Annotated in this window: 17 protein-coding genes; 11 read left to right on the top strand and 6 right to left on the bottom strand. The window is 73.2% G+C overall.

Features of this window, described 5'->3' with window-relative positions; all coding sequences use genetic code 11:
- Positions 1–338: 338 nt before the first annotated feature.
- Entirely contained in the window at positions 339–713 is a 375-nt protein-coding gene (locus tag ABZ459_RS39115) for an STAS domain-containing protein (RefSeq protein ID WP_357981743.1), read from the bottom strand.
- Positions 714–1,087: 374 nt separating this feature from the next.
- The gene (locus ABZ459_RS39110) at positions 1,088–2,044 is read right to left on the bottom strand and encodes a helix-turn-helix transcriptional regulator (protein WP_357981740.1); all 957 of its coding nucleotides are present in this window, start codon (positions 2,042–2,044) and stop codon (positions 1,088–1,090) included.
- A gap of 141 nt (positions 2,045–2,185) precedes the next feature.
- On the opposite strand from ABZ459_RS39110, the gene ABZ459_RS39105 reads away from it, so the two are divergent.
- Positions 2,186–3,379, top strand: coding sequence for an amidohydrolase (locus ABZ459_RS39105; protein WP_357981737.1), 1,194 nt, complete (start codon positions 2,186–2,188; stop codon positions 3,377–3,379).
- Between the two features lie 11 nt (positions 3,380–3,390).
- Here ABZ459_RS39105 and ABZ459_RS39100 read toward each other — a convergent pair whose 3' ends face one another.
- From ABZ459_RS39100 to ABZ459_RS39090, 3 genes are read right to left on the bottom strand one after another with little or no spacing between them, the layout of a single operon-like run.
- Positions 3,391–4,050, bottom strand: a complete 660-nt coding sequence (locus tag ABZ459_RS39100) for a GntR family transcriptional regulator (RefSeq protein WP_357981734.1) — start codon at positions 4,048–4,050, stop codon at positions 3,391–3,393.
- 5 nt (positions 4,051–4,055) lie between these two features.
- Positions 4,056–5,027, bottom strand: a complete 972-nt coding sequence (locus tag ABZ459_RS39095; RefSeq protein ID WP_357981731.1) for a LysR substrate-binding domain-containing protein — start codon at positions 5,025–5,027, stop codon at positions 4,056–4,058.
- A gap of 31 nt (positions 5,028–5,058) precedes the next feature.
- Complete coding sequence (locus ABZ459_RS39090) at positions 5,059–6,369, bottom strand: MFS transporter (RefSeq protein ID WP_357981728.1); 1,311 nt, start codon at positions 6,367–6,369, stop codon at positions 5,059–5,061.
- A 173-nt stretch (positions 6,370–6,542) separates the two neighbouring features.
- Between ABZ459_RS39090 and ABZ459_RS39085 the strand changes: the two genes are divergently transcribed.
- Genes ABZ459_RS39085 through ABZ459_RS39055 form a run of 7 tightly spaced genes read left to right on the top strand, consistent with a single transcriptional unit; the run spans position 6,543 to position 12,701 of the window.
- Positions 6,543–7,976, top strand: a complete 1,434-nt coding sequence (locus tag ABZ459_RS39085) for a 2-hydroxymuconic semialdehyde dehydrogenase (RefSeq protein ID WP_357981725.1) — start codon at positions 6,543–6,545, stop codon at positions 7,974–7,976.
- 8 nt (positions 7,977–7,984) lie between these two features.
- Positions 7,985–8,782, top strand: coding sequence for a fumarylacetoacetate hydrolase family protein (locus tag ABZ459_RS39080; RefSeq protein ID WP_357981722.1), 798 nt, complete (start codon positions 7,985–7,987; stop codon positions 8,780–8,782).
- A complete protein-coding gene (locus ABZ459_RS39075; RefSeq protein WP_357981719.1) occupies positions 8,779–9,525 on the top strand; it encodes a fumarylacetoacetate hydrolase family protein in 747 nt (248 codons plus the stop codon). The genes ABZ459_RS39080 and ABZ459_RS39075 overlap by 4 nt, the downstream gene beginning before the upstream one ends.
- Entirely contained in the window at positions 9,522–9,947 is a 426-nt protein-coding gene (locus tag ABZ459_RS39070; RefSeq protein ID WP_357981716.1) for a RidA family protein, read from the top strand. Before ABZ459_RS39075 ends, ABZ459_RS39070 begins: the two co-directional genes overlap by 4 nt.
- Entirely contained in the window at positions 9,944–10,486 is a 543-nt protein-coding gene (locus tag ABZ459_RS39065; RefSeq protein WP_357981713.1) for a 3-hydroxyanthranilate 3,4-dioxygenase, read from the top strand. Before ABZ459_RS39070 ends, ABZ459_RS39065 begins: the two co-directional genes overlap by 4 nt.
- A gap of 2 nt (positions 10,487–10,488) precedes the next feature.
- Complete coding sequence (locus ABZ459_RS39060; protein WP_357981749.1) at positions 10,489–11,466, top strand: amidohydrolase family protein; 978 nt, start codon at positions 10,489–10,491, stop codon at positions 11,464–11,466.
- On the top strand, positions 11,463–12,701 hold the full coding sequence (locus ABZ459_RS39055; protein WP_357981710.1) for a carboxylesterase family protein: 1,239 nt from the start codon (positions 11,463–11,465) through the stop codon (positions 12,699–12,701). The genes ABZ459_RS39060 and ABZ459_RS39055 overlap by 4 nt, the downstream gene beginning before the upstream one ends.
- On the opposite strand, the gene ABZ459_RS39050 is transcribed toward ABZ459_RS39055, so the two are convergent.
- Positions 12,679–13,128: an Lrp/AsnC family transcriptional regulator gene (locus ABZ459_RS39050; RefSeq protein ID WP_357981706.1), complete on the bottom strand. Its 450-nt coding sequence runs from the start codon at positions 13,126–13,128 to the stop codon at positions 12,679–12,681. The genes ABZ459_RS39055 and ABZ459_RS39050 overlap by 23 nt on opposite strands.
- A 165-nt stretch (positions 13,129–13,293) precedes the next feature.
- Here ABZ459_RS39050 and ABZ459_RS39045 point away from each other — a divergent pair, with 165 nt between their 5' ends.
- Genes ABZ459_RS39045 through ABZ459_RS39035 form a run of 3 tightly spaced genes read left to right on the top strand, consistent with a single transcriptional unit; the run spans position 13,294 to position 16,765 of the window.
- The gene (locus ABZ459_RS39045) at positions 13,294–14,154 is read left to right on the top strand and encodes a tryptophan 2,3-dioxygenase family protein (protein ID WP_357981703.1); all 861 of its coding nucleotides are present in this window, start codon (positions 13,294–13,296) and stop codon (positions 14,152–14,154) included.
- A 14-nt stretch (positions 14,155–14,168) separates the two neighbouring features.
- Complete coding sequence (gene kynU, locus ABZ459_RS39040; protein ID WP_357981700.1) at positions 14,169–15,434, top strand: kynureninase; 1,266 nt, start codon at positions 14,169–14,171, stop codon at positions 15,432–15,434.
- Positions 15,431–16,765: an NAD(P)/FAD-dependent oxidoreductase gene (locus ABZ459_RS39035; protein WP_357981697.1), complete on the top strand. Its 1,335-nt coding sequence runs from the start codon at positions 15,431–15,433 to the stop codon at positions 16,763–16,765. The genes kynU and ABZ459_RS39035 overlap by 4 nt, the downstream gene beginning before the upstream one ends.
- The last annotated feature ends 2 nt before the right edge of the window (positions 16,766–16,767 follow it).

Raw genomic sequence — 16,767 nt, 5'->3', positions numbered from 1 at the left:
CGATCTCACCCAGCAACCCGTCGGCATCCTCGGGCAGACGAGTACGGAAATCACCGTCACGGACCGCCGTCAGCCCGCCGAGCAGCTGACGCAGCCGAAGCTCGCCGACCTCGGCGCCCCCGGACGCGGAACGGGAGCCACCGGTCATCGCTTCGCTCATGTCACCCTCGTGTCCTACGACGTGTCAGGACTGTCCTGCCGGTGACCTCGCGAACGGCCCCAATCAGGAGGCCATGATCGAGGTCACTGACGGAACAGTCGTGGTTGTTGGTCATCCGGATTCTAGAGCCGGCACTCATGATCTTCAGTCCCGAACGCCGAGATGCGGCGCGGGCCACTCACGACGACTCGCGGAGACTGCCGGGGCGCTGCGCGCCCATCGCGGCCACGGCGTCGCCCACCTGAGCGTGGACGGTCAGCGAGGACCACACGCCGGTGACCTGGAGCACACGCGCGGGCAACTCCTGCACGCCGGCCAGGCGAAGGACGCCGCCCCCTTCGAGCACCGCGGCGTTGAGGCGTAACAACACGTGCAGGCCGCGGCTGTCCATGAAGGTCAGCCCGCCCAGGTCGAGCACCATCCCCGCCCCGGGCCGCAGGTGCCGTTCGGTGAAGGACTCCAGCCGCGGTGAGCTTGAGGAGTCGAGCTCGCCGATCACGGTCACCAGCACGCCGCCGGGCAGGTCGCGGCAGCTCATGCTCAGAGGCGTCACGCTTTCACCGGAGGCCGGGCAGCACGAAGGCCCGTCCGGCCGGAACGGCAGGCGGACGGGTGTGGCGGCCGACGAAGGAGGTCAGGCATCACAGACCGGCGGTGGGATCGGCTCGATCACATGTCCGACGCGGTCGCCCGGAGGGCGCGGCCACCCCGACTGTGCTGCCTCTCGATCGCCTGGCCTGCGGCTATGCCCTCGCCGCGGACGCGCCATGTCGCCGCTACGGCCGGGACTCAATCGCGATCATCTCCTCCGTGCCGCGGCGATCGGTGCTCGCCTCCAACCCTTGAGCCTTCAGCGGTGGCGGGTCAGCACATGAGACGAAGAATCCGGCTCACTCCTGTCCATAGAACGAAACGGGCACCAGAGGATCAATCGCGGCGAGGCTCGGCCGAGGAGCGGAGGGTGTCGCCGGGCGAGCAGCCGAAGGCGGCCCGGTAGAGCTGGGCGAAGCGCCCGGGGTGGAAGAAGCCCCAGCGGGCGGCGACGGCGGTCACCGTGGTGGCGGGACCGCCGGCCTTCAGCTCGGCGTGCGCGCGGGCCAGCCGGGCCTGGCGCAGGTATCCCAGCGGGGTGGTGCCGAGGTGCCGGCGGAAGGCGTACTGGAGGGCGCGGGCGCTGACCCGGGCGGCGGTGGCGATCTCGTCGATGCCGATGGGCAGGTCGGCGTGGTCGTCGATGAAGGCCGTCGCCCGGCGCAGCGCCTCGGGACGGGTGGCGCCGGGGGCGGCGTCGTCGGCGTTGGTGGGCAGGGTGGTGAGCACGCTGGCGGCCAGGAGCTGCCCGGCGGTGGAGACGACCAGCGGCTCGGCGGCCAGCTCGGGGGCGGCCAGGACGTCGTCGCGCAGATAGGCGAGCGTGCGCCGCAGATGGCGGCCGGCGGCGGCGGAGACCGGGCGGTGCCCCACCAGCCGGACCGGCTCGGCCCGGCGGCCCGGCAGCGTGCCGGCCACCTGCTGCAGCAGCGCGGGGTCGAACATGATGATGTCGTAGCGCGAGCGGCGGATCTCGCCGGCGTAGGGCAGGTCGTGCGGGGCGAACAGCACCGTGTCGCCGGGGCCGAAGAGCTCGTCCGGCCCGCCGGCGACCTGCTGGGCGATGGTGCCGGTCTCGACCGCGCACAGGCACACCTTGCCGAGCGGGTTGACGTCGTAGCTCATCGCGTATTCGAGGTGGAGCCGGTCGATGCTGACCGAGCCCATGACCTGGCGCGAGATCCGGGTGCGGGGGTTCTTCACGTCGGAGCCGATGCGCATCTTGGCGTATGCCTTGCTGAGGAACTCCTCCGTCTGGCCGATGTCACGGCTGTCGAAGACCTCTGGGTCCATCGGACCACCTCTTTCCGGTCGGTGAGACCGCGCCTGCCGCGGCCCGTGCCGATTTTCGCAGGCACCTACGACAACGGCTGGACGAGGACGGGACAGGGCCCTCTGCCAGGGACGATCCGCTTTTGGTATACCATTTTCCGGGTGACTTCCTGGACGATCTCCAACGTGCGCCCCTGGGGCGGCGCCCCCGTGGACCTGACCATCGACGGTACCCGGATCGCCGCCGTGCTCCCGGCCGGGACCACCCCGCCCGCCGGCGAGCTGATCGACGGCCGCGGCCTGCTGGCCCTGCCCGGCTTCGTCAACGCCCACGCCCACGTCGACAAGAGCTGGTGGGGCCGGCCCTGGGTGTCGTACGGCGGCGTGGCGACCACGCAGGGCCGCATCGAGCACGAGCGCGCCGAACGGGACAAGTACGGCATCCCCGGCGTCGACGGCACGGTGGCGGTGCTGCGTGAGTTCCTGCGGCACGGCACCACGGCCACCCGCACCCACGTCGACGTCGACCTCGGGGTCGGGCTGCGCGGCATCGAGGCCGTCCGCGAGGCCGTGCAGCGGCTCGACGGGGCGATCGAGGTCGAGATCGTGGCCTTCCCGCAGGACGGCGTCATCCGCCGGCCCGGCGTGCTCGACCTGCTCGACCAGGCGGCGCAGGCGGGCGCCACCAGCATCGGCGGCATCGACCCCGCGACCATCGACCGGGACCCGGTCGCCCAGCTCGACGGCCTGTTCGAGATCGCCGAGCGCCGCGGCGTCGGCCTGGACATCCACCTGCACGACGGCGGCGAGCTCGGCGCCTTCCAGTACGAGCTGATCATCGACCGCACCCTCAGGACCGGCCTTCAGGGCAAGGTCACCGTCTCCCACGGCTTCGCCCTCGGCGACCTGGCCCCCGAACGCCGGCGCGGCCTGCTCGACGACCTCGCCGCGGCGGGCATCTCCTGGGCGACGGTCGCGCCGGTGCGCACCGCGCCCCTCCCGTGGCGGGGCATGGCCGAGCGCGGCATCGGCCTCGGCCTCGGCACCGACGGGATCAGGGACCTGTGGTCGCCGTTCGGTGACGGCGACCTGCTGCGCATCGCCCTCGGCTTCGCCCGGCTGCACGGGCTGCGCTCCGACGACGAGCTCACCGCCGCCGTGGAGCTGGCCACGAGCAAGGCGGCGCCGTTCGTGCACCGGGACCGGCACGACCTCGTCGCGGGGGCGCGGGCCGACGTCGTGCTCGTCGACGCCGAGAACGTGCCGGACGCGCTCGTGCGGGTGCCGCCGCGGGCGCTCGTGGTCGCCGGCGGCCGGGTGGTCGCCCGCGACGGCGAAGTGCTCCTGGGCGCCTGACTTACGCGGGGTCAGGGACCGCCGGATCGCCGCCGGTCGGCGTGCTCCCTGATGAGCCGGCCGCTGGTCGCCCCGTGCCGGGCGACCAGCTCGCCGACGCGGGTCACGTCGCGGGCGGCGATCGCCTCGAAGAGCTCGCGGTGCTCGTCGGCGACCACCTGGAGGTCGTCGTGCCGGCCGAGCAGCCAGCGCATCCGGCTGCGCAGCACCTGCCCCAGCTCGACCAGCAGGTCGTTGCCCGCGATGGCGGTGGCCGTCTCGTGGAAGTCGGCGGCGGCCCGCCGGGCGCGGATCGCGTCGCCGGCGCGCGCCGCCCGCAGCTCCGCGTCGAGGTCGGCGCGCAGCCGCCGCAGGCCCTGCGCGTCGTGCCGCCGGGCGGCGAGCTGGAAGGTGACGGCCTCGAACGCCGAACGCACCTCCACCAGGTCGGCGACGTCGCGGGCGGTGAACTCGCGCACCACGGCCCAGGTGCGGGGCCGCAACGTCACCAGCCCTTCGGCGGCCAGGGTGGCCAGGGCGTCGCGCACCGGCACCCGGCTCACGCCGAGCTCGGTGGCCAGGTCGCGCTCGACGAGCTTGCTGCCCGGCGGGCGGACGCCGTCGAGGATGTCGTCGCGCAGCCGCCGGATGACGCGTACGGACTCGGGCTCGAACCCGGCTCCTGCCACCATGCCCCTCAGTCTCCCACCGGCGCCGGGCCGTCGGCGTCGTCGGCGTCCTGCCCGGTGTCGAGGCGCCGTGCCTGCTGCTGGAGGTGGGCGAGCATGACCTTGCCCGCGGGCGTCAGGGCGCGGGCCCCGGGCAGGGTGGCGCCGACCGAGCGGCGCACCGACGGCAGCGGCACCTGGAGTTCGAGGAGCTGGGGGTCTGTCCTGACGAAGAGCGCGGGCAGCGCGGCGATCATGTCCGTGCCGAGCAGCAGGGAGCGGATCGTCAGGATCGAGGTGCACTCGGTGCGGTCGGGTGGCAGCGGCAGCCCGTTGCGGTGGAACACCTGCTCCAGCTCCCGCCGCAGCGAGGTCTGCTCCAGCGGCAGGATCCACGGGTAGTCCAGCAGGCCGGCCAGCGCGCGGGCGTGCGCCGCCGGGTGCCCGGCGCGGGCGACCAGCAGCACGGGCTCGTTGTAGAGCGGGATCTGGCGCAGGTCCGGGCGGTCCTCGATCGGGTTGAGCCGGCCGAGGATCAGGTCGAGGTCGCCGCCGGTGAGCTGGGGGGCCAGCGAGTCGAACGTGCCCTCCTTGACGATCACGGTGATGCCCGGCCGCTCGGCCTTGAGCGCGGCGATGGAGCGGGGGAGCAGCACGTTCGTGGCGGCCAGCAGGGTGCCGACGGTGACCGTGCCGGCCGTGCCGTCGGCCAGGCCGGCGATGCGCTCGCCCGCGCGGCGCAGCTCGGCCTGCACGGCGCGGGCGTGTTCGATGAACGCCTCGCCGAAGAGGGTGGGGGTGACGCCGCGCGATCCGCGGGTGAACAGCTCCACCCCGAGGATCTGCTCCACCTCCCGCAGCCCCCGGGTCACGGCGGGCTGGGCCAGGTGGAGGTGCTCGGCGGCGCGCAGGACGCCGCCCTGCTCGGCGATGGTGGTCACGAGCACGAGATGCCGCAGCTTGAGCCGGCCGCTCAGCAGGTCCAGCGGACGAGATATCACGAAATCATCATATGACCAGGGCTAACCTGCCCTATTTCGCTATGTCGGCGGCAACCGGCTGGTCACCCAGGCGTTCGGCGTCGTTGCGGGGGATCACCAGGGCGGCGACCAGGCTGATGACCGTCACCACGGCCAGGTAGGCGGTGATCGACAGCGAGGTCCCGGTCGAGGCGAACAGCGAGGCGGCCACCAGCGGCGTGATGCCGCCGCCCAGCAGCGAGGCGAGCTGGTAGGCCACCGACGTGCCGGAGTACCGGATCGCGACCGGGAAGAAGCTGGCGGTCAGCGTGCCCTGCGGCGCGTGCGTCATGGCCAGCACCGCGCCCATCACCACCATGAACAGCGCGATGAAGGGCTTGTTGCCGGTGTTGACGACCGGCAGGATCGCCAGGGCGCCGGCCAGCAGCACCACCGAGCCCCAGGTGAAGACGGAACGCAGCCCGTGCCGGTCGCCGAGGTGGGCCCACAGCGGCGCGGTCACCAGCCACACGGCGGCGCCGCCGATCACGCAGCTGAGCAGGAACGTGCGCGACAGGCCGGCCGCGGCCTCGCCGTAGCCGAGGATGTAGACCATGAAGATGTAGGCCACCGCGCTGTTGCCGATGATCACGCCGATCGTGTGCACCACCTCGCGCCAGTGGTCGCGCAGCACCACCGCGATCGGCAGCTTGACCGGCTTGCGCCGCTCGACCAGGTCGGCGTAGTCGGGGCTCTCCTCGATGCGCAGCCGCAGGTACAGCCCGACCGCCACCAGCACGATGCTGAGCAGGAACGGCACCCGCCAGCCCCAGGCCATGAAGCTCTCCTCGCCCAGCAGCGAGGACGTGCCGAGGAAGACGGCGTTGGCGCACAACATGCCCGCCGGGGTGCCCATCATCGGGAACGCCCCGAACAGGCCGCGCCGCCCCTTCGGCGCGTGCTCCATCGTCAGCACCACCGCGCCGCCGAGCTCGCCGCCCAGGCCGATGCCCTGGGCGATGCGCATCACCACGAGCAGCACCGCCGCCCACACGCCCAGGCTGTCGTACGTCGGCAGCACGCCGATCAGCGTGGTGCCGATCCCCATGATGAGCAGCGAGACGACGAGCGTGTTGCGCCGCCCGATCCGGTCGCCGAAGTGGCCGAAGACGATGCCGCCGAGCGGGCGGGCGAGGAATCCCACGGTCATGGTGCCGAAGGAGGCGATGGAGCCGGCGACCGGGTCCATGGCGGGGAAGAACTGCTTGTTGAAGACGAGGGCCGCAGCGGTGCCGTAGAGGAAGAAGTCGTACCACTCGATGGCGGTGCCGATGAAGGCGGCCCGCGAGACGCGGCGGGCGGCCAGGCGGCGATCTGTGTCCATCTCTCTGTGCCTTCCGAATGAGGGTACGGAAGAGGATGCACGCTGGTGGTATGCCAGAACGAATACCTATTCGGTCGGCAGGCATAGCAGAACCGACATATAACGAAATAAAGATAGCCAGGCGATATTTCGGTATTGGACTGTTATGGCGAGCTATCAGCAGAATGTCGACCATGAAGCCCGCGCACTACGTCAACGGCGTCTTCACGACGGCGGGGACGGACTTCCCCCTCATCTCGCCCGTCGACGGCCGTACCGTCGGGGCCGTCCCCGAGGCGTCCCGCGAGACCGTCGACGAGGCGGTCCGGGCCGCCCGCGCCGCCCTCGACGGCCCCTGGGGAGCCACCTCCACCGAGGAGCGGTGCGCGTACCTGCGCCGGATCGCCGACGGGATCGAGGCCAGGTTCGAGGAGTTCGTCGACGCCGAGGCCGCCGACACCGGCAAGCCGCGCGAGCTGGCCGCGACGGTGGACATCCCGCGCGCCGCCGGCAACTTCCGCGCCTACGCCGACCTCGCCTACGGCCGCCCCGAGCGCGCCTACCCCACCAGCGTCCCGGCCTGGAGCGGCAGCGGGCAGGCGCTCAACTACACCGTGCGCCGCCCGCTCGGCGTGGTCGCCGTCATCTCGCCGTGGAACCTGCCGCTGCTGCTGCTCACCTGGAAGGTCGCACCGGCCCTGGCCGCTGGCAACGCCGTCGTGGCCAAGCCGTCGGAGGAGACCCCCTCCACCGCCACCCTGCTGGCCGAGGTGATCGACGCGGCGGGCCTGCCGGCCGGCGCGTTCAACCTGGTCCACGGCCACGGTGCGGGGGCGGCCGGCGAGCACCTGACCGCGCACCCCGGCGTGGACGCCATCGCCTTCACCGGCGCCTCGGCCACCGGCAGCGCCATCATGCGCAACGCCGCCGCGCACGTCACCCCGGTCTCCTTCGAGCTCGGCGGCAAGAACCCGGCCCTGGTCTTCGCCGACGCCGACCTGGAGGAGGCCGTCGAGGGCACGATCCGCTCCAGCTTCACCCACTCCGGCCAGATCTGCCTGTGCACCGAGCGCGTCTACGTCCAGCGCCCGATCTTCGAGGCGTTCACCCGGGCGCTGGCCGAGCGGGCCAGGGGCCTGCGCGGCTACGGGCCGATGATCTCGGCGCAGCACCGCGACAAAGTGCTGTCCTACTACCGGCTGGCCGTCGAGGAGGGCGCGACGGTGCTGGCCGGGGGAGGCGTGCCGGAGTTCGGCGACGCCCGCGACGACGGCTTCCACGTCGAGCCCACCGTGATCACCGGCCTGCCGCCGCACGCCAGGACCGTCCGCGAGGAGGTCTTCGGCCCCATCTGCCACGTCGCCCCCTTCGACGACGAGGACGAGGCCGTCCGGCTGGCCAACGACAGCCCGTACGGCCTGGCCGCCACCGTGTGGACCACCGACCTGTCGCGCGCCCACCGCGTGGCACCCCGGATCCAGGCCGGCATCGTCTGGGTCAACTGCTGGAACCTGCGCGACCTGCGCACCCCGTTCGGCGGCGTGAAGGCCTCCGGCATCGGGCGTGAGGGCGGCGAGTACTCGCTCGACTTCTTCTCCGAGCCCGTCAACGTGTGCGTCAAGATATGAGGACAGAAGTGACAGACAACCATCGCGCCGCCGCGGCGCGGCTGCTGGAGGCGTACGCGTCCGGCCGCCCGTGCGAGCCGGTCCGCGACCTGGTCGACGGCCTGGAGGCGGCCTACGCGGTGCAGAGCCTGCTCACCGAGCACTGGCTCGGCGAGGGCAGGCGGATCACCGGCCGGAAGGTCGGGCTGACCAGCAAGGCCGTGCAGGCGCAGCTCGGCGTCGGCTCGCCCGACTTCGGCGTGCTGTTCGCCGACATGGCGGTGCCCGACGGCGCGGAGATCCCGGCCGGCGCGGTGCTCCAGCCGCGCGCCGAGGCCGAGGTCGCGCTCGTGCTCGACCGCGACCTGCCGCACGAGCGTCACACGGTCGCCGACGTGATCGCCGCGACGGCGTTCGCGCTGCCCGCGATCGAGGTCGTCGGCAGCCGCATCCGCGACTGGGACATCACCCTGGCCGACACGGTCGCCGACAACGCCTCCTCCGGCCTGTACGTGCTCGGCACCCGCCCGGTCCCGCTGCGCGACGTGGACCTGCGGCTGGCCGGGATGGTCATCGAACGGCGCGGCGAGCAGGTCTCGACCGGCGTCGGCGCGGCCTGCCTGGGCCATCCGCTGCACGCCGCGGTCTGGCTGGCCGACACGCTGGCCGCGCTCGGCCGTCCGCTCCAGGCGGGCGACACCGTGCTGACCGGGGCGCTCGGTCCGGTCGTCCCGGTGCGGCCGGGCGACGTGCTGGAGGCCCGCATCGACGGGCTGGGCGACGTGCGCGCCGCCTTCGCCGCCGACGACGAGAAGGAGGAGCGGTGAACGCGCTCGCCGAACGCCTGGACGAGGCCACCCTGACCGGCCGCGCCATCCCCCGCCTGACCGACGCGGCCGACCTCGACGTGCCCGCCGCGTACGAGGTGCAGCGCGCCCTGATCGAGCGGCGGCTGGCCCGCGGCGAGCGGCTCATCGGCGTCAAGATGGGCTTCACCAGCCGCGCCAAGATGGCCCAGATGGGCGTGGACGACGTCATCTGGGGCCTGCTCACCGACGCCATGCTGGTGGAGTCCCGGCTCGACACCGCCGGCCTGATCCACCCGCGGATCGAGCCCGAGATCGCGTTCCTGCTGGACCGGCCGGTGCGCGGCACTGCCGACGTGGCCTCGGCCGTCGGCGGCGTCGCGGTCGGGTACGAGGTGCTCGACTCCCGCTACGAGGGCTTCAGCTTCACCCTGCCCGACGTCATCGCCGACAACGCCTCGGCCAGCGGCTTCGGCGTCGGCCCCTGGCGCCGCCCGAAGGACGCCGGCGACATCGGCAACCTCGGCCTGGTCATGGAGATCGACGGCCGCCAGGTCGCCGGCGGCTCGTCGGCGGCCATCCTCGGCCACCCGCTGCGCGCGCTGACCGCGGCCGCCCGGCTGACCAGGGCCGCCGGGATCGAGATGGAGGCCGGCTGGATCGTCCTGGCCGGGGCGGCCACGGCGGCGGTGCCGCTGCCCGCCGGGGCGCACGTACGCGTCGCCGCCGCCGGCCTCGGACACGTGGAGGTGACCACCCGATGAGCGACGCGCTGCTGGTCGAGGGCAAGGCCCGGCCCCGCGGCCGGTTCCCGCACGTCAAGCGGGCCGGCGACTTCGTGTTCGTGTCGGGCACCAGCTCGCGCCGCCCCGACGGCTCCTTCGCCGGGGCGAGCGCGGACGAGCTGGGCACCACCAGCCTCGACATCCGCGAGCAGACCAGGGCGGTGATCGAGAACATCGCCGACCTGCTGGCCGCCGCCGGAGGCGGCCTGGACGACGTGGTGAACGTGACCGCGTACCTGGTCAGCATGAACGACTTCGGCGGCTACAACGAGGTCTACGGCGAGTACTTCGACGAGAGCGGCCCCGCCCGCACCACGGTCGCCGTCCACCAGCTCCCGCACCCGCACCTGCTGATCGAGATCTCCTGCACCGCCCTCATCCCCCAAAGGAGCCAGGCATGATCCCCCCCTTCAACCTGAACAAGTGGATCGACGAGCACCAGGACCTGCTCAAGCCGCCGGTCGGCAACGCGCAGATCTGGAAGGACGCCGACCTCATGGTGACGATCGTGGGCGGGCCCAACCAGCGCACCGACTTCCACGACGACCCGATCGAGGAGTTCTTCTACCAGCTCAGGGGCGGCATGGTGCTGCGGGTCATGGAGGAGGAGGGCAAGCCGCCGGTGGACGTGCAGATCGGCGAGGGCGACGTCTTCCTGCTGCCGCCGCACGTGCGGCACTCGCCGCAGCGGCCGGTGCCCGGCTCGATCGGCCTGGTCGTGGAGTTCGCCCGCCCGCAGGGCGCGCTGGACGCCTTCGAGTGGTACTGCGTCAACTGCCACCGCCTGGTCCACCGCGCCGAGGTGCAGCTCCAGTCGATCGTCGACGACCTGCCGCCGGTCTTCCGCGCCTTCCACGAGGGCGACCGCACGTGCCCCCACTGCGGCGCCGAGCACCCCGGCAAGGACTGGCCGGACCACCTGCGGCCGGTGGTCCGGTGACGATGATCGACGTGCACGCGCACGTCTTCCCGCGGATCTCCCGCGAGGAGGCCAGGACGCTCGCCGGGGCCGGTGAGCCGTGGCTGCGCGACGGCATGATGATGAGCGGCGAGGACGACTACCGTCCGGTCACGCCGGAGCTGTGGGACGCCGGGGCCCGCGTGGCCGCCATGGACCGCACCGGCGTGGCCGTGCAGGCGGTCTCCTCGACCCCGCTGCTGTTCGGCTACGCGGCCGAGCCGGCCCGTGCCGCCGAGTGGTGCGCCATGGTCAACGAGCGCGTGCTCGACCACTGCGCGCAGGCCCCCGACCGGCTGCTGCCGCTGTGCCAGGTGCCGCTGCAGGACGCCGCCCTGGCCGCCAGGACCGTCACCGAGGCCAAGGCCGCCGGTCACCGAGGTGTGCACATCGGCAACCACGTCGGCGAGCGCAACCTGGACGACCCCGACATCGTCGCCTTCCTCGCGCACTGCGCCGAGCTGGACATGCCGGTGCTCGTCCACCCCTGGGACATGCTGGGCGCCGACCGCATGCGCGGCCACATGCTGCCGTGGCTGGTCGGCATGGCGGCCGAGACCCACCTCGGCATCCTGTCGCTGATGTTGTCCGGGGCGTTCGAGCGGCTGCCGAGCTCGCTGCGGCTGTGCTTCTGCCACGGCGGCGGCAGCTTCGCCTACCTGCTGGGCCGGGCCGACAACGCCTGGCACCAGCGCGACATCGTCCGCGAGCACTCGCCCAGGCCGCCGTCGGCCTACACCGACCGCTTCTACGTGGACTCGGCGGTGTTCGACCCGCGCGCCCTGCGGCTGCTGGTCGAGGTGATGGGGGCCGAGCGGGTCATGCTCGGCACCGACTTCCCGTTCCCGCTGGGGGAGCAGGAGCCGGGCGCGGTGGTGCGCGCCTGCGCCGAGCTGGACGAGCAGGGCCGCGCCGCCGTCCTGGGCGGCAACGCCGCCGCCTTCCTGGGGCTCGGGGGATGACGGTCGCCGAGACGCCGCTCGGGGCGTTGCGCGGCGTCCGGGCCGGCGGCGTGAGCACGTTCAAGGGGGTGCGCTACGCCGCGCCCGCCCGCCGGCTCGCCGCGCCGGAGCCCGCGCGCCCCTGGCCGGGCGTCGCGGACGCCCGCACCCCCGGCCCGCCCGCCCCGCAGCGGCCCGGCCGCATGGCCTGGGTGCCGGGCCTGGAGATCGACCCGGCCACGTCGGCCGAGGACTGCCTGTTCCTCAACGTCTGGACGCCCGCCACCGAGGGGCGCCGCCCGGTGCTGGTCTTCCTGCACGGCGGCGCGTTCGTCTTCGGCTCGGGCTCCCAGGCGATGTACGACGGCACCGCGCTCGCCCGTGACCACGGCCTGGTCGTGGTGACCGTGAACTACCGGCTCGGCCTGCCGGGCTTCTGGCACGGCGACGGCGTGCCGGCCAACCTGGCGCTGCGCGACCAGATCGCGGCCCTGGAGTGGGTGCGCGCCAACATCGCGGCCCTCGGCGGCGACCCGGCGAACGTCACCCTGGCCGGGCACTCGGCGGGCGGCACCTGCGTGCTGGCCCTGATGACGTGCGCGCCCGGCCTGTTCGCCAGGGCGGCGGCGATGAGCCCCGTCCCGTACGGGTTCCGCACGCCCGCCGAGGCCGCCGCCTGGACCTCCGTGGCACGCTCGGCGCTCGGCGGCGACCCGTACGCCGTGCCGCTCGCCGGGCTGCTGGCCGCCGAGGAGGCCGCCGTACGCGCCTGCGCCCCGGCCGCGGGGCTGCTGCCCGCCGCGCCCGTCGTGGACGGCGACCTGCTGGCCGTCCACCCGGTGGAGGCCGTCCGCACGGGCGCCGCCGCGCGCGTCCCGCTGCTGGTGACGACGACGGCCGAGGAGACCCGCCTGTTCACCGCGATCGGCCAGGACGGCCTGGACACCGGCGAGCTCTTCGCCGGGCCCGCCCAGGAGCTCGCCGACGCCCATCACGGCCCCGCCGGGCACCGCGTCTGCGGGCACCGCTCACCCATGAGCCACGGCGGCGTCGACCTGGGCGCCTGCCACCTGGTGGACGTGCCCCTCTACCTCGGCACCCACGGAACGCCGCTGACGGGCACGGGCCCCCGCGTGGACGCCCTGGCCCACTCGATGAGCACCGCCTTCGCCCGCTTCTGCCACGACGGCACGGGCCCGTGGACGACCCCGGCCGGCCGCGAGGCGGACGGGGTCACGGGCCGTCGGGGGTGGTGAGGGGATGGCCGGGGAGCGGGGTGGACAGGATCATGGTGCTGGAGGGCGGCCCGTAGACCGCCAGGCGGTCGATCAGGTCCTCGAAGGCGACCATGGAGACCGCCACGATCCGCAGGATGCTGCACACGTCGCCGGTGACCCGGTGGATCTCGCGGACCTCCGGCCAGCCGGCCACCTCGGGGTCGCGCAGCACGCAGCGCGTGCCGTAGCAGGACATGCGGATGAAGGCCGAGACCGGCCAGCCGGCCCGCACCGGGTCCACCGTCGCGTGGTAGCCGGTGATCACGCCCGACTCCTCCAGCTTCCGTACGCGGTCGGCGACCGAGGGCGCGGACAGGTGGATCCGGCGCGACAACTCCTTGAGGGAGAGCCGGGCGTTGTCCTGGAGCTCGCGCAGCAACTCCCAGTCGGTCTCGTCCACGATCATGCCTTCCGTTCGTAAGCCTCAAATCCAGATTTATACCAAAACATAAGCCTATATCGCGATATCGCCTTCCATGTGGCATTCCTTCTCCATCATCCCGACGCCATCATGGGGACAGCAGGCTAAGAGAAGGGCAAGCGCGTGGACGCGACGCGACAGTTTTTGGCAGTGCGGCCGACCACGGCGGAGGAACGCGCCGAAAGAGCCAGGGCGACGGGCGGAGCTCCCACCCTGGACTTCGAGACCCGCACCCCCTACGACGCCTACGTCCGCACCGACGTGCTGCACGACCTGCAGCACCCGATGAGCGACGACGCGGGCGAGATGTCGTTCCTGATGATCACTCAGGTGATGGAGCTGTACTTCAAGCTCATCGCCTTCGAGCTGCGCAACACACAGGAGCGGCTGCGCGCCGACGACGTGTGGGGCGCGCTGGACCCGCTGCGCCGTACCGCGTTGCACCTGGAGGGCCTGAACGCGAGCTGGCGCGGCCTGCGCTGGATGACCCCCGCCGACTTCAACCGCTTCCGGGACGAGCTCGGCGAGGCCAGCGGCCTGCAGTCGGCGATGTACCGGCACGTGGAGTTCCTGCTGGGGCTGAAGAACCCGGCCCTGCTGCGCCCGTTCAGACGCCAGGACCGCACCCACCGCGACCTGCTCACGACCCTGGAGTCGCCGAGCCTGTGGGACGACGCCATCGCCCTGCTGGCCCGGCGCGGCCACGACCTCCCCCAGGAGCTGCTGGAGCGCGACTTCGCCGTCGAGCACGAGCCGCACCCGGCCGTCGAGCGGGCCTGGGTCGAGGTGTACCGCGACACCGGCCCCGGCAACGCGCCGCGGCTGCTCGGCGAGGCGCTGACCGACGTGGCGGAACAGTTCGGCGACTGGCGCTACCAGCACGTGACGGCGGTCCGCCGGTCGATGGGCGCCAAGCCCGGCAGCGGCGGCTCCAACGGCCTGGCCTGGCTGGAGCGCAGCATGGCGCGGGTGGTCTTCCCCGAGCTGTGGTCCGCCCGGACCCACATGTGAAGAACGGACGAGACGTGATCGACGACTGGAAGCCCGCCGAGCAGGACGCCCTCCGCCGCGACCGCGACGACCCGGGCCACCGCGAGCTCTTCCTGATCCCGCCCGCCGACGGCGGCGGCCACCCCGAGTGCGCCTACTTCGCCGGCAACTCCCTGGGCCTCCAGCCCCGGGCGACGGCGGCAGAGCTGGCCGAGGACCTGGAGGCATGGGGCCGGCTCGGCGTGGAGGGACATCTGGAAGGGGCCCGTCCGTGGCTGCCCTACCACGAGCGGCTCACCGGCCCCGCCGCCCGGCTGGTCGGGGCGCTGCCCGAGGAGACGGTGGTGATGAACTCGCTGACCGTCAACCTGCACCTGCTGATGGTCTCGTTCTACCGGCCGCGCGGCACGCGGACCCGGATCCTCATCGAGGACACCGCGTTCCCCTCCGACAGCTACGCCGTGCGCAGCCAGGCCCGGCTGCACGGCCTCGACCCGGACGAGACGGTGGTCCGGCTGGGCGGCGGCCAGGAGGTGCTGGACTTCCTGGAGCGCGAGGGCGACACGGTCGCGCTGGTCCTGCTGGGCGGCGTCAACTACCTGACCGGCGAGCTCATGGACATCCCGGCGATCACGGCGGCCGGCCGGGCGAGCGGCGCGGCCGTCGGCTGGGACCTGGCGCACGCCGCCGGGAACGTGCCGCTGGAACTGCACGCGTGGGGGCCGGACTTCGCCGCCTGGTGCTCCTACAAGTACCTCAACTCCGGGCCCGGCGCCCTCGGCGGCGTGTTCGTCCACCAGCGGCACCTGGGCGACCCGGCGCTGCAGCGGCTGGAGGGCTGGTGGAGCACCGAGCAGGCGACCCGGTTCGAGATGGCGCCGGTCTCCCGGCCGCCGGCCAGCGCCGACGCCTGGCAGGTCTCCAACCCGCCGATCTACGCGATGGGCCCGGTACGCACCTCGCTCGGCGTCTTCGACCGGATCGGGATGACCGCCCTGCGGGCCCGCAGCGTACGGCTCACCGGATACCTGGAGAGCCTGCTCGACCGGGTCACCCCCACCAGGCCGCTCACGGTGGTCACGCCGCGCGACCCGGCCCGCCGGGGCTGCCAGCTCTCCCTGCGCGTCGAGCGCGGCGGCGCGGCCGAGCTGACCCGGCGGCTGCGCCACGAGCACGGGGTGATCGCCGACGCCCGCGAGCCGGACGTCGTCCGCCTGGCGCCGACGCCCCTGTACTCGACCTACCACGACTGCTGGCGCGCGGCCGTCGCACTGGCCGAGTGCGTCGAGGAGGACCGATGAACGTCACCGTGGTCGGCGCGGGCCTGACCGGCTGCCTGCTCGCCTGCTACCTGGCCCGGCGCGGCCTCGACGTGACCGTCTACGAACGGCGGCCCGACCCGCGCGCCGGGCTCGCCGAGCGCGGCCGGTCGATCAACCTGGCCATCTCCGAACGCGGGCTGGACGCGCTGCGCCGGATCGGCCTGGAGGAGAAGGTCATGGCCGGCGCGCTGCCGATGCGCGGCCGGATGATCCACCCGGTGGACGGGCCGCTGGACTTCCAGCCGTACAGCCACGACGGGGTGCGCTCGATCAACTCCATCAGCCGCGGCGCGCTCAACAACACGCTGCTGGACGCCGCGGAGTCCGCGCCCGGCGTGAAGATCTTCTTCGGGCACCGGCTGACCGGCCTGGACCCGGCGACCGGCGCGATGGAGTTCGACACCGCGGCCGGCCCGGTGCGCGCGGCGGGCGGCGTGGTGCTCGGCGCCGACGGGGCCGGCTCGGCCGTACGGGCCGAGCTGGTGGCCCACCGGGGCATCAGGGAGAGCCTGGACTTCCTCGGCCACGGCTACAAGGAGCTGACGATCCCGGCCGTGGCCGGCGAGTTCGCCTTCGACCCCGGCGCCCTGCACATCTGGCCGCGCGGCACCTCGATGATGATCGCGCTGCCCAACCCCGACCGCTCCTTCACCTGCACGATGTTCTGGCCGACCGACGGCACGTCGAGCTTCGCCTCGCTGAGCGGCCCGGCCGCGATCGAACGTCACTTCCGCACCCACTACCCGGACGTGCCCCCCCTCGCGCCCGGTCTGGTAGAGGAGTACATGGAGAACCCGGTCGGCCGGCTCGGCACCGTCCGCTGCGCGCCATGGCAGACGGACGGCCGGGTCGGCCTGATCGGCGACGCGGCGCACGCCATCGTGCCCTTCTACGGCCAGGGCGCCAACTGCGGTTTCGAGGACGTGACCGTGCTCGACCGGTGCCTGACCGAGACCGGCGGCGACTGGGCCCGCGCGCTGCCGCTGTTCGAGCTGCGGCGCAGGGACGACACCGACGCGATCGCCGAGATGGCGCTGGCCAACTTCGTCGAGATGCGCGACAAGGTGGCCTCCCCGGTGCACCGGCTGACCAGGAGCGTGGAGCACCGGCTCGAACGCGCGCTGCCCGGCCGCTACGTGTCGCGGTACGAGCTGGTGTCGTTCTCCACGGTGCCGTACGCGCAGGTCAGGCGGCGGGTACGGCGGCAGCACCTGCTGCTGGCCGGGGCCGCCGGGGTCGGGGCCGCGCTGCTGGCGGCGGGCGCGGCCGGGCTCGCGCGGCTCACCTCCCGCCGGTCCGGCGGGAGGTGAGG

The sequence above is a fragment of the Nonomuraea sp. NPDC005692 genome (assembly GCF_040631115.1).
GTDB lineage: Bacteria > Actinomycetota > Actinomycetes > Streptosporangiales > Streptosporangiaceae > Nonomuraea.
The sequence above is the reverse complement of the archived record's forward strand: the minus strand, read 5'-3'. Positions and strand labels throughout refer to the sequence as shown.

Coding starts and splice junctions, on each gene's coding strand:
- ABZ459_RS39035 (WP_357981697.1), top strand. CDS start 15,431: ATGAACGTCACCGTGGTCGGCGCGGGCCTGACCGGCTGCCTGCTCGCC.
- ABZ459_RS39090 (WP_357981728.1), bottom strand. CDS start 6,369: ATGGACACAGATCGCCGCCTGGCCGCCCGCCGCGTCTCGCGGGCCGCC.
- ABZ459_RS39060 (WP_357981749.1), top strand. CDS start 10,489: ATGATCGACGTGCACGCGCACGTCTTCCCGCGGATCTCCCGCGAGGAG.
- ABZ459_RS39065 (WP_357981713.1), top strand. CDS start 9,944: ATGATCCCCCCCTTCAACCTGAACAAGTGGATCGACGAGCACCAGGAC.
- ABZ459_RS39110 (WP_357981740.1), bottom strand. CDS start 2,044: ATGGACCCAGAGGTCTTCGACAGCCGTGACATCGGCCAGACGGAGGAG.
- ABZ459_RS39085 (WP_357981725.1), top strand. CDS start 6,543: ATGAAGCCCGCGCACTACGTCAACGGCGTCTTCACGACGGCGGGGACG.
- ABZ459_RS39055 (WP_357981710.1), top strand. CDS start 11,463: ATGACGGTCGCCGAGACGCCGCTCGGGGCGTTGCGCGGCGTCCGGGCC.
- ABZ459_RS39070 (WP_357981716.1), top strand. CDS start 9,522: ATGAGCGACGCGCTGCTGGTCGAGGGCAAGGCCCGGCCCCGCGGCCGG.
- ABZ459_RS39050 (WP_357981706.1), bottom strand. CDS start 13,128: ATGATCGTGGACGAGACCGACTGGGAGTTGCTGCGCGAGCTCCAGGAC.
- ABZ459_RS39100 (WP_357981734.1), bottom strand. CDS start 4,050: ATGGTGGCAGGAGCCGGGTTCGAGCCCGAGTCCGTACGCGTCATCCGG.